Source organism: Gordonia sp. GN26, from assembly GCF_054823965.1.
Window position 1 is genome coordinate 1 of sequence record NZ_JSYC01000101.1, and the last position, 11,471, is coordinate 11,471.

General features: G+C 67.7%; 10 protein-coding genes and 1 pseudogene. 7 read left to right on the forward strand and 4 right to left on the reverse strand.

The window, feature by feature from the left end:
- A pseudogene (locus tag OK17_RS18210) lies at positions 1-307 on the forward strand (acetyl-CoA C-acyltransferase); the annotation flags it as partial.
- 174 nt (positions 308-481) lie between these two features.
- Positions 482-2,683 (forward strand): 3-hydroxyacyl-CoA dehydrogenase NAD-binding domain-containing protein, encoded by a 2,202-nt coding sequence (locus tag OK17_RS18215; RefSeq protein WP_461418296.1) that lies wholly within the window; start codon positions 482-484, stop codon positions 2,681-2,683.
- Between the two features lie 135 nt (positions 2,684-2,818).
- Here OK17_RS18215 and OK17_RS18220 read toward each other — a convergent pair whose 3' ends face one another.
- From OK17_RS18220 to OK17_RS18235, 4 genes are all read right to left on the reverse strand, one after another.
- Complete coding sequence (locus OK17_RS18220) at positions 2,819-3,754, reverse strand: hypothetical protein (RefSeq protein ID WP_461418297.1); 936 nt, start codon at positions 3,752-3,754, stop codon at positions 2,819-2,821.
- 112 nt (positions 3,755-3,866) lie between these two features.
- Positions 3,867-4,541, reverse strand: a complete 675-nt coding sequence (locus OK17_RS18225) for a slipin family protein (protein ID WP_232717037.1) — start codon at positions 4,539-4,541, stop codon at positions 3,867-3,869.
- Between the two features lie 662 nt (positions 4,542-5,203).
- Positions 5,204-6,061, reverse strand: a complete 858-nt coding sequence (locus OK17_RS18230) for an alpha/beta fold hydrolase (RefSeq protein ID WP_006868773.1) — start codon at positions 6,059-6,061, stop codon at positions 5,204-5,206.
- 32 nt (positions 6,062-6,093) lie between these two features.
- Entirely contained in the window at positions 6,094-6,414 is a 321-nt protein-coding gene (locus tag OK17_RS18235; protein ID WP_006868774.1) for an ArsR/SmtB family transcription factor, read from the reverse strand.
- Between the two features lie 95 nt (positions 6,415-6,509).
- On the opposite strand from OK17_RS18235, the gene OK17_RS18240 reads away from it, so the two are divergent.
- Genes OK17_RS18240 through OK17_RS18260 form a run of 5 tightly spaced genes read left to right on the forward strand, consistent with a single transcriptional unit; the run spans position 6,510 to position 11,440 of the window.
- Positions 6,510-8,141 carry an ABC transporter substrate-binding protein gene (locus OK17_RS18240; RefSeq protein ID WP_461418298.1) on the forward strand — a complete coding sequence of 544 codons (1,632 nt, stop codon included), beginning with the start codon at positions 6,510-6,512 and terminating at the stop codon, positions 8,139-8,141.
- Complete coding sequence (locus OK17_RS18245; protein WP_461418301.1) at positions 8,138-9,214, forward strand: ABC transporter permease; 1,077 nt, start codon at positions 8,138-8,140, stop codon at positions 9,212-9,214. Before OK17_RS18240 ends, OK17_RS18245 begins: the two co-directional genes overlap by 4 nt.
- Positions 9,211-10,077, forward strand: coding sequence for an ABC transporter permease (locus tag OK17_RS18250; RefSeq protein WP_232717040.1), 867 nt, complete (start codon positions 9,211-9,213; stop codon positions 10,075-10,077). The genes OK17_RS18245 and OK17_RS18250 overlap by 4 nt, the downstream gene beginning before the upstream one ends.
- On the forward strand, positions 10,074-10,832 hold the full coding sequence (locus tag OK17_RS18255) for an ATP-binding cassette domain-containing protein (RefSeq protein WP_461418299.1): 759 nt from the start codon (positions 10,074-10,076) through the stop codon (positions 10,830-10,832). The genes OK17_RS18250 and OK17_RS18255 overlap by 4 nt, the downstream gene beginning before the upstream one ends.
- On the forward strand, positions 10,829-11,440 hold the full coding sequence (locus tag OK17_RS18260) for an ABC transporter ATP-binding protein (protein ID WP_461418300.1): 612 nt from the start codon (positions 10,829-10,831) through the stop codon (positions 11,438-11,440). Before OK17_RS18255 ends, OK17_RS18260 begins: the two co-directional genes overlap by 4 nt.
- Positions 11,441-11,471 lie beyond the last annotated feature (31 nt).

The following is an 11,471-nucleotide window of genomic DNA, read 5'->3' on the forward strand; positions in this document are numbered from 1 at the left end:
CCCCACCCCCGCCACCGAGCTGGCACTGAAGAAGGCCGGCCTGACCGTCGACGACATCGACGTCTTCGAGCTGAACGAGGCCTTCGCCTCGGTCGTCATGAAGTGGATGAAGGATCTGAAGATCCCGCACGAGAAGGTCAACATCAACGGTGGCGCGATCGCCATGGGTCACCCGCTCGGTGCGACCGGCGCGATGATCTACGGCACCTGCCTCGACGAGCTCGAGCGCACCGGCGGCCGCTACGGCCTGATCACCCTCTGCATCGGTGGCGGCATGGGCGTCGCGACCATCATCGAGCGTCTCTGACCCTTCGAGGCTCGCTTCGCTCGCACCTCAGGGAGCGTGTGAAACCTCGCCCGCTCGCACCTCAGGGAACAGGGCAGCTCACCTTGCCCGACCCCGAGTGTGGGTGGACAGCCCGCGCTCGCTCCTCGGGGATCGAGTGGCCTTCACCTTCATAGAAAGATCTTCTGAAACACCATGAGTGACAACATGATCAACTGGGAGAAGGACGCCGACGGCGTCGTCATCCTGACCATGGACGACCCCAACCAGGGCGCCAACACCATGAACGCGCTGTACCAGGAGTCGATGGCCGCGACCGTCGACCGCCTGGAGGCGGAGAAGGACGACATCACCGGTGTCATCCTGACCTCGGCGAAGAAGACCTTCTTCGCCGGCGGCGACCTCAAGGACATGACGAGCGACCGCTCGGACGTCTCCAAGGCCGCGATCGCCACCCAGATCACCGAGACCACCAACGCCATGAAGAAGGTGCTGCGTCGTCTCGAGACCCTGGGCAAGCCCGTCGTCGCGGCCATCAACGGCGCCGCTCTCGGTGGCGGCCTGGAGATCGCGCTGCACACCCACTACCGCATCGCCGCGGACGTCAAGGGTGTCCAGATCGGTCTGCCCGAGGCCACCCTCGGCCTGCTCCCCGGTGGTGGCGGCGTCGTCCGTACCGTCCGCCTGCTCGGTATCCAGAACGCCCTCATGGGTGTCCTGCTCCAGGGCCAGCGCTTCAACCCGACCAAGGCCAAGGAGACCGGCCTGGTCAATGAGGTCGTCGGCTCCATCGAGGAACTGATCCCCGCCGCCAAGGCATGGATCAAGGAGAACCCCGAGGCCCAGCAGCCGTTCGACGTCAAGGGCTACAAGATCCCGGGCGGTGCTCCCACCAACCCGGCCTTCGCCGCGAACCTCCCGGCCCTCCCGGCCCTGCTGCGCAAGCAGATCAAGGGTGCCAACATGCCGGCTCCGCGCGCCATCCTGGCCGCAGCCGTCGAGGGTGCCTACGTCGACGTCGACACCGCCGACATCATCGAGACCCGCTACTTCGTCTCGCTGGTCACCGGCCAGGTCGCACAGAACATGATCAAGGCGTTCTTCTTCGACCTGCAGCACATCAACGGCGGCGGCTCGCGCCCCGAGGGCTACGACAAGTACACCGCCAAGAAGGTCGGCGTCATCGGCGCCGGCATGATGGGCGCGGCCATCGCGTACGTCTCGGCCAAGGCCGGCATCGAGGTCGTCCTCAAGGACATCGACCTCGAAGCCGCCAAGCGCGGTAAGGGTTACTCGGAGAAGCTCGAGGAGAAGGCCCTCTCGCGTGGCAAGACCACGCAGGAGAAGAGCGACGCGCTCCTCGCCCGCATCCACCCGACCGTCGATCCGGAGGACTTCAAGGGCGTCGACCTCGTCATCGAGGCCGCCTTCGAGTCGGTCGAGGTCAAGCACAAGGTGTTCCAGGAGATCGAGGACATCGTCGAGCCCGACGCCGTCCTGGGTTCCAACACCTCGACCCTGCCGATCACCATCCTCGCCGAGGGCGTGAAGCGGTCCGAGGACTTCATCGGTATCCACTTCTTCTCGCCGGTCGACAAGATGCCGCTGGTCGAGATCATCAAGGGTGAGAAGACCTCGGATGCCGTGCTGGCCAAGGTCATCGACTACACCCTGCAGATCCGCAAGACCCCGATCGTCGTCAACGACAGCCGTGGCTTCTTCACCAGCCGCGTCATCGGCACCTTCGTCAACGAGGCCATCGCGGCCGTCGGCGAGGGCGTCGAGCCGGCGTTCATCGAGCATGCGGGCACCCAGGCCGGTTACCCGGCCGCGCCGCTGCAGCTCATGGACGAGCTGACCCTGACCCTGCCGCAGAAGATCCGCAAGGAGACCGAGGCGGCACTCGTGGCCGAGGGCAAGGAAGTTCCGCAGCACGGCTCGAACGCCGTCGTCGACTGGATGGTCGAGAACGGCCGCACCGCGAAGAAGGACGGCAAGGGCTTCTACGACTACGACGAGAATGGCAAGCGCACCCAGCTCTGGCCGGGCCTGCGTGAGCAGTTCAAGTCGGGCACCACGGAGATCCCGCTCGAGGACATGAAGGAGCGCATGCTCTTCGCCGAGTCCCTCGAGACCGTCAAGTGCTTCGACGAAGGTGTGCTCACCTCCGTCGAGGACGCCAACATCGGTTCGATCTTCGGCATCGGCTTCCCGGCCTGGACCGGCGGTGTCATCCAGTACATCAACGGTTACGAGGGTGGCGTGCCCGGCTTCGTCGCGCGCGCCAAGGAGCTCGCCGGTAAGTACGGCAAGCACTTCGAGCCGCCGGCCTCGCTCGTCGAGAAGGCCGAGCAGGGTGTCACCAAGCTGACCAACGAGAACCTCGCTGCGAAGTAAGGCACTCGCTGGGTGACCAGCAGACATCAAGGGCCCCGGCCGGATTCGTTCCGGCCGGGGCCCTTGCTTTCGCTCACTTTCTCCGTTCCCGCTCACAGTTGACGGGTGAGCGGCAACGGATCTTGTGAGCGAAACCTAGGCGGCGAGGAGGCCGAACTTGTCCAGCCAGGGATGCAGAAGCGGGACCAGTTGGCGCTTCTCGAGGGTCGACCAGGTCCAGCGGACGACGGTGACACCGCCGGCCCGCAACCGATCTTCGCGCAGCTTCTCACGGACGACCACGTCCGTTGCCGACTCGTCGGCGCCACGGAGGCTGCCGTACTTGTGCAGACCGTCGAACTCGCCGACGAGCAGTTCCTCCCAATCGAAGTCGCTGCGGTACTTCTGACCGTCGACGACGAACTCGCGCTGCAGCGTCGGGATCGGGAGACCCGCGTCGATCATCTGCGCGCGGCTCCATGATTCGCCGACGCTCTCCGCGGCGGCGCTCGCGAAGGGCAATGCTCGCCGGGCATTCCGCGCGCTCCGGCGTCGACGGCCTGCGAGGAGATCCGCCATCACAGTGGGGTCGGCACCGGCACGGAGCGCGGCGTCGAAGATGACCAGAGCTTGGTCGAAACTCCCCATGGTCGCGACGGCGACGGCGGTGCGTTCGATGGACGTGACCCGTATGCCGTCGATCTCGACAACCTCCTGTGGGTCGAGCGGCGACGCGTGCAGATGACGTTGTCCGCGAATTGATCCGCCCGAAGGACGCCCGGTGGTCACATGGACGAGGCCGAGATCCGGATGCAGCATCGGTAGCTCGTGAAGAGCTGCGGCGGACACGTGGCTGAGCGGATGACCGTCGGTAGGGCCCGAGGTGGCGACCGCCAGCGCGCGCAGACGGTGACGCTTCTCGAGTGAGTCCGCCCCGGCCGGTTGGTCGGAGGCCGGGACCCATACCCCCGGAATCAGGCGCACGAGTTCCCGGCGGGTGGTGGCACCGGACAGTTGCTGGTCGGAGAATCCCGCGTGCAGTGCTGCATCGCGGTGGACGAGTCCGAAGCGATCGGTGGGAAAGGACGGCACAGAGATACGACGCAGCGCGCGGCGACTGGGTTCCCGTCCGCGGGAGCGCTCACATGATCCGTTCCCGCTCACCCTTCAAGAGTGAGCGGGAACGGATGTGGTGAGCGACGACTCAGTCTCCCGCCGGCACCTCGGCACCGCCGACGCTGAGCACGACGCGGGCGCCGTACGGCACCGACTCGACGAGCCGCAGCTGCGCCAGCGCCGGGTGCGCGTCGAGCAGACGACCCGCGTTGGCGAGCGCCCGCAGCGACGCGGTCTCGGCTCGGGCCGCCTCGAGCTTGGCCAGACCACGAGTCTTCGCGGTGACCACCTCGAGTGCGGCACTACGGATCTCGGACGGCACGATGATGTCACGGATGACGACATCGAGCACCTCGACACCGACGGTTGCGGCCGCCTCGGCCGCCGCCTCGCGGATCGGAGCCACGTCGACGACGTCGCCGCGTCGGATCAGCTCCTCTGACGCGATGTCGGCGCTCACCTGGCGCAGCGCGATCTGCGCGGCCAGGTAGACCGCGCCGATCGGGTCGGCGGCCCGCTCGACGAACGCACGGGCATCGATCACGCGGGCGCGCAATGACATCGAGACGCGGATCGCGATGGAGTCCGAGGTGAGGATCTCCTGCGGTGCAACCGGAATGAGTCGGTCACGGAGGTCGACGGTCACCGTCGAGTCGGGCTTGGGGATCCGGTGACGTCCGGTATCCAGGGACTGGACCTCGGCATCCCGGTAGGCCAGCACCGTGTGACCCGGGGGGACGGTGATCTCGTTGTAGAACAGCATGGCGATCCTCCTTTCCGTTGCGTCGCAATGCCTGTCGGGACGTACTTGCTTGGTGGCGACACCGCTCGCGGGCGGGCCGGCCGGTGGGGGCGCGCAGCGTCGAATCGCGGACGACTCGCCGTGACGACCGCAGAACCGACCGAAACCGTGATCCCGGGAGCGGTGCCGTGATCAGGACTCGAACCTGAAAGGGTTGAAAAGACCCGTTGCCATCAAGAGGGCACAAGGATTCCGACGCACAGGAACACGTCGCGGTACCCCGCTCCGGCCTGCTGGTCCTCGTGCCGAACGGGAACTATGCCAGCTTGAGAGCCGTAGGGGCAACGGAATATTCGTACGGCCCGTGGATGGAACCGTTCGACGCCGTCATGCGTCAAAGTACGCATGACCCATCCAGGCAGACAACCCAGGTCAGATCGCACGCGAGGCGGCGTTGCGTGCAGGGCTTACCGCCCAGGACCTCGACGCGGTGGACGAGCCCGAGCGATCGGTGGGAAAAGACGGCACAGAGAATACGACGCAGCGCGCGGCGACTGGGTACCCGTCCGCGGGAGCGCTCACATGATCCGTTCCCGCTCACCCTTCAAGAGTGAGCGGGAACGGATGTGGTGAGCGAAGACTCAGGTTGGTCCGGAGTGAAATTCCGCCGCGGACACGGGTGATCAGCGGGTCAGGAAGGAACTGACCGTCGCCTCGAACGCTTCCTTGGCTTCGATCATCACCCAGTGGCCGCACTTCGGGAAGATGTGCAGCTCGGCGTCGGGGATGAGGCGCATGGGGACCATGGCCATGTCGGGCGGGCTGACGCGATCGTCGCGGCCCCAGGTGAGCAGCGTCGGGCAGGCGACCTTGTGCATCGACGCCCAGTAGGGAGGAGTGTCGGAGGCCGCCATGAACTGCTGCTGCATCTCGAAAGCCGCTGAACCGTACATCATCTGGGCGGTCTTCTGGGCGTCCGGGTTGATCGCGGCTTCCCAGCGCTCTTCGATGAGCTCCTCGGTGACGAGGGAACGGTCGAAGACCATGGAGTTCAGCCAGCGGACGAGCTTGTCCTTGTCGGGTGCGTCGGTGAACTCCTGCAGGAGCCGCAGGCCCTCGCTGGGGCTCGGGCTGAAGACGTTGGGGCCGACGCCGCCGATGGTGACGAGCTTCTCGACACGGTCGGGCTTCTTGATCGCCAGGTTGACGCCGACGACGCCGCCCATCGAGTTGCCGATCATCGGCGCCTTGTCGATCCCCAGCGCATCCATGAAACGGATGACCGAACCCCCGGCGGTGAGGACCGGGTGACCCTCGACCGCGTCGCTGACGCCGAAGCCGGGGAACTCGATCACGTAGCAGTGATGGGTCTGCGCGAAGTGGCCGAGGTTGCCGCGATAGTTGCGCCAACCGGTGACACCGGGGCCGGACCCGTGCAGGAGGATCAACGGCGGCGCGTCGGCGTCACCGGCCTCGTGGTAGCGCAGGGTGCCCTGGTCGGTCGTCAGTTCCCGTTTGGTCGCATCGTAGGAGACATCCACGCGACTAGATTAGAACGTGTTCTAATCCGTTGTCACGGGTGTGCGTGATCGTGTCCGTGACCTGCGGAGATGTGCCCGACTCCGATGATGTCGTGCAGGATGCGATGCACGATCGCGTCGCCGACGACCTCGTAGTGGACCCGACGGCCGACCTTCTCCGACCGCACCCACCCCTGGTCGCGGAGCGCTCGGATCGACTGCGAGGCGGCGTTCTCGGTGATGCCGATCGCGGCCGCGAGCTCGGCGACCGTCGAGCCCGGATGGGCGTGCATCTCGGCGACGAGCCGCAGCCTTGTCGGGTCGCTGAGCAGCGTGAAGCGCGCGGCCCATGAGTCCGCGTCGAAATCGGTCACCCGTGCCTCCTCTGCTCGCCCCGCCCCTCTCGAATTACACCATCGGCCACGAATGCCGGGGTCGAGTGGCGACCGATGTATGTCTGGGAGAACATATGTCTGTGACGACACGTATAGGACGCCGGCCCCTCGGACGCCGCGGACGGCCGGTGATCGTCGTGGTCGCGGCGATGGTGCTCGCCGGAGCGGCCCTCGGGGGATGCGCCGGAGAGCAGGATGCCGCGACGTCGGATCAGATCGTGCTCGCCGAAAGTCACGATCTCGGGCAGTTCAACCCGATGCTCGGATACGGGCAGTTGGGTGTGTCGCCGATCTACGAAGGGCTACTGGTTCCCGCGGCCGACGGCGACGGTCGCGTCCCCGACCTCGTGCCCGCGCTGGCCGCGTCGGCGCCTGAACGCATCGCGCCGCGGACCTGGCGGGTGCCGCTGAAGGACGGCGTCACCTTCTCCGACGGCACCGCCTTCGATGCCGCCGACGTGGTCGCGACCTACCGCGCCGCGGTCGACCCGAACGTGGCGTCGGGTATCTCCACCGACTTCGCGTCGATCGTCTCCATCGAAGCCGATGGGCCGCAGGCGATCAGGCTGACCATGAACACCGATGCCGACCCCTCGCCGTACCTCCTTCTCGGCATCGTCCCGTCGGAGAAGGTGGAGGCCGCCCCCGCTGCGAGATGGGCACTGAACACCGAGCCCGTGGGAACCGGCCCCTATCGCCTCGAATCCCTCGACCCCGACCAGGCGGTCCTTGTCGCGCGCGATGACCGCGCGGAGTCGCCGGCGGTGCGCAAGATCGTCTACACGCATGTCCCCGACGACAACTCCCGTGCGCAGCTCGTGCAAACCGGTGAGGTCGACGGGGCGGGCCTCCCGCCGCGGCTGGCCGATGGGTTCGTCGACCGTGCGGGAGTCGATGTCGCCGTGGTGGCATCGGCGGACTGGCGGGGAGTGTCGCTGCCGGCCCGTAACGCCTTCACCGCCGATTCCGCTGCGCGCCTGGCGATGAACATCGGCGTCGACCGGGACGCGCTGGTGGACGACGTGCTGCTGGGTAAAGGCGAGCCTGCGAGCACCCCGATCGCCAAGGTTTACGGCGACGCCTTCGACGCCGATGCCCAGTTCGCGCACGACCGTTCGCGGGCTGAGTCGATCCTCGACGACGCGGGTTGGCGCACCGGTTCCGATGGCATACGCGTCCGGAACGGGGTCCGCGCGTCGTTCCCGCTGCTGTACAACGCCGAGGACACCCTGCGTCGCGACCTGTCGGTCGCCTTCGCCGCGTCGATGAAGAAGCTCGGCGTCGAGGTGCTCACGCGCGGCACCAGCTGGGACGAGATCGACACCAAGATGGACACGGCCGGTGCGCTTCTCGGCGGAGGCGCGACCCCCTACAGCATCGATTCCCAGGTGTACGACGCCCTGCACACCCGCGTGCCGGCTTCGTCGCCCTACTCCAACCCGGGCAACTTCACCGCGCCCGGGCTCGACGAAATGCTCGACGCTGCGCGGGAATCGGCAACAGGACCGGAGAACGACGAACGGTACCGACGCATCCAGCAGATCTACGCACGCCAGCCCTCGCAGGTGTTCCTCGTCTTCGTCCACCACACCTACGTGGCCCGCAGCACGGGGTGGAACCACGAAGCCCCGATCCTCGAACCCCACTCGCACGGCGTGACCTGGGGACCGTGGTGGAATCTGCCGTCCTGGACGCCGGTGTCGTGACCACGCAGATCCGGCCGGACACCGAGCGGCTCGCGGCGATTCCGCGTTCCGCTTCGGAAAGTCCCGCCGGCACAATAGAACACGCACGTCGCGTGAGTCGCTCGCGGATTGCCACCCGACTTCTCGGTCGTCGGTTCGTGGTGATGATCCCGACCGTGCTCCTCGTGTCGCTGGGGGTGTTCGCGGTGGCCGCGTCCTCGCCGTTCGATCCGCTGACGGCGCACCTCGGGGACAGGTACCAGTCGGCGACACAGGCGCAACGGGACGCCGTTACGCAGGCATACGGGCTCGACGACCACTGGTTCACGGCCTGGTGGAAATGGTGGGGCGCGGTGTTCCGGGGAGACCTGGGGTGGTCGTCGACCATGCGCCAACCGGTTGCCGACGTGATCGGTCAACGGCTCCCGTTCACCGTCGGAATGTCGTTGGCGGCGTTGCTGTCTGCGGCGGTGATCGCCATCGTCCTCGGTGCGGTGGTCGGCATGCGGCGCGGCGGCCTGCTCGACCGTGCCTGCACATCTCTGGCTGCCATGCTCGCCGCGACACCGCCGTTCGTCGTGTCTCTTCTGCTGGTCAGCGTTTTCGCGGTGGGGCTGGGTTGGTTCCCGACCTCGGGCGCACGACGCCCGGGTGACGACTACTCACTCGACGGGCTGCTCACGCACGCGGTGCTGCCCTACCTGGCATTGACCATCTCGATGATTCCGTGGTTGCTGCTGACGATGCGATCGGCGGTCGTCGACGCTGCGGTGTCCGACGCGGTGCGGGGTGCACGTGCCCGCGGCGTGGGTGGGTGGACGTTGCTGCGCGGACACATCGTGCCGGTGTCGGTGCTACCGACCCTTGCGCTGCTCGGAACGCGGTTGCCGGAGCTCATCGCCGGTGCCGCCATCGTCGAAACCGTCTTCGGCTGGCCGGGTCTCGCCGAGGCGCTCGTCGATTCGGCAGTGGCCCTCGACTTCTCGCTTCTCGCGCCCCTGGCCGTCGGGTCCGCGGTGCTCGTCCTCATCGGATCGGCGTTGTCGGATGCGGCCGCCGTCTGGATCGATCCGCGGATCGGGTTGGGCGCATGACCGCGGTCCACCAGCCGACGATCCCCGAGGAGAGTCGTTGGGCCGCAGTCCGCGAGCGCTTCATTCTCGTCGCGCCGTGGATCGTGCTCGGCGTATTCGCGCTCCTCGCCGTGGGCTGCCCTTTCGTCGCCGGCGATCAGACCGCCGACTTCGCACAGGCATTGCGTGCCCCCGGCGACGGCACACTTCTCGGTACCGATCATTCCGGTTACGACCTCGGCGTGCGCACCGCGGAGGGTCTGCGGATCTCGTTGCTCATCGCCATCGCCTGCGCGGTGCTGGCCACCGTCCTCGGAGTGGTCACCGGTGTCGCCTCGGTGACCGTCGGTGGCTGGGTCGATGCGATCGTGATGCGCGTCGTCGATGGCGTGAACGCGCTGCCGCACCTGGTCGTGGGAGTGGTGATCGCGGCGATGTGGCGCGGTGAACCGGTCGCGATCATCGCGTCGATCGCGCTGACACATTGGCCGGCCGTGGCGCGGGTCGTGCGTGCCGAATTGCTCGAGGCGACCTCGGCGGGGTGGGTGGAGACCGCACGCCTGGCCGGTGCGTCGCGGACCTTCGTCGCCACCCGACACCTTCTACCTGCGGTGTCCGGCCAGGTACTGGTCGCGATGACGGTGCTCCTCCCGCACGCGGTGTGGCACGAGACGACGCTGTCGTTCCTGGGCGTCGGACTGTCTCCGGACGCCGCGAGCCTGGGCACGCTCCTCGGTCAAGCCCGCGGTGACGTCCTCACCGGCGCGTGGTGGACGCTGGTCGTTCCCGGTGTGGCGCTCATGGTCACCGCGCTCGCGTGTTCGGGCGCGGCTGCATCGCTCCGCCGAGCCACGCTCCCACCGAGCGGGGAGGTGTGGCGATGACCGCCCGTCTCGATGGCGTGACGGTCGATGTCGCCGCACGACGCCGCCGGCGCGTGCGGGTACTCGACGACGTGACGCTGGACCTGCCGTCCGGCTCGATGACCGCTCTCGTCGGCGAATCGGGCTGCGGGAAGTCGATGGTCGCGGCGGCGCTCTGCGGGCTGCTGCCACCCGGCTCGAGCGTGACCGGGCGGCTGTCCCTGGGCGACGATGCTTTCCTCGGCGACGAGATAGGTGGACGCGACCCGCGTTGGCGGGCGATGCGTGGCCGTCGGGTCGGGTTGGTGCCGCAGTCGGCGGCGACGTCGTTCACCCCGGTGCGCACGCTCGGCTCCCAGCTCGACGAGGTGATCGCGGGACTCGACGGAGCGCGCGACGCCGTCGAGTTGTGCCATGCGGTCCACCTCGATCCCGACGCGCTGCAGCTCTATCCGCACGAGCTGTCCGGGGGCATGGCGCAGCGTGCCGCAATCGCCGCCGCGCTTGCCGGTGATCCGGACATCCTGGTGGCCGACGAACCCACGTCCGCCCTCGATCCCGACCTCGCCGCCGCGATCTGGGCGCTCCTCGCAGACACGGCTCGATGCGGCGCCGCCGTCCTGGTGATCACCCACGACATGGACGCGTTACGAACGGGTGGGTGCGATTCCGTCGCGGTCATGCGTGCCGGTCGGATCGCCGATCATCGTGCGGCCGCTGACCTCGCAACATCCGACGATGATCATGTCGCTGCCTTCTTCGAGCCGGTCGCATGAGGGCGACACTCGTCGGGAGCGGTCTGACCGCGCGATTCGGTGACCGCGAGGTCTTCGCCGACCTCGACGTCGGCGTCGACACGGGATCGATCACCGGCGTCGTCGGCCGGTCGGGAAGCGGTAAGACGACGTTGCTTCGCATCCTCGCGGGCCTCGCCGAACCCGCGGCGGGCGTCGTCGAGCAGCGCGGTCTGGGACGACGCCCGGGGGCCGTCGGACTGCTCGCACAGCACCCCCGCGTCGTTGCGAACCCGCGCTGGACGTTGCGGAAGATCGTGGCGGAACCCGCCGCGATCGCGCGACGGGACTGCGACACCGAGGCGATCGCCGCACGCGTCGGCCTCGACCCTGCACTCCTCGACCGGTTCCCGTCGCAGGTCTCCGACGGTCAGCTCCAGCGCGCGTGCGTCGGTCGTCTGCTCGTGCAGGCACCGGGATTCGTGCTGTGCGACGAGCCGACCGCCATGCTCGACCCGATCTCGGCGCGGGCCGTGATCGGCCTGCTCCAGGAACTGGTCGACGACGGCGCCGGAATGGTGCTGGTCAGCCATCAACGGCGGATCATCGAGGCGCGGTGCGACCGGGTGGTGGATCTCGACGCGAAGTGACGGCTGGTTTCGATACGGCTCGTCGCAAGCT

Coding starts and splice junctions, on each gene's coding strand:
- OK17_RS18260 (WP_461418300.1), top strand. CDS start 10,829: ATGAGGGCGACACTCGTCGGGAGCGGTCTGACCGCGCGATTCGGTGAC.
- OK17_RS18215 (WP_461418296.1), top strand. CDS start 482: ATGAGTGACAACATGATCAACTGGGAGAAGGACGCCGACGGCGTCGTC.
- OK17_RS18255 (WP_461418299.1), top strand. CDS start 10,074: ATGACCGCCCGTCTCGATGGCGTGACGGTCGATGTCGCCGCACGACGC.
- OK17_RS18225 (WP_232717037.1), bottom strand. CDS start 4,541: ATGCTGTTCTACAACGAGATCACCGTCCCCCCGGGTCACACGGTGCTG.
- OK17_RS18240 (WP_461418298.1), top strand. CDS start 6,510: ATGTCTGTGACGACACGTATAGGACGCCGGCCCCTCGGACGCCGCGGA.
- OK17_RS18250 (WP_232717040.1), top strand. CDS start 9,211: ATGACCGCGGTCCACCAGCCGACGATCCCCGAGGAGAGTCGTTGGGCC.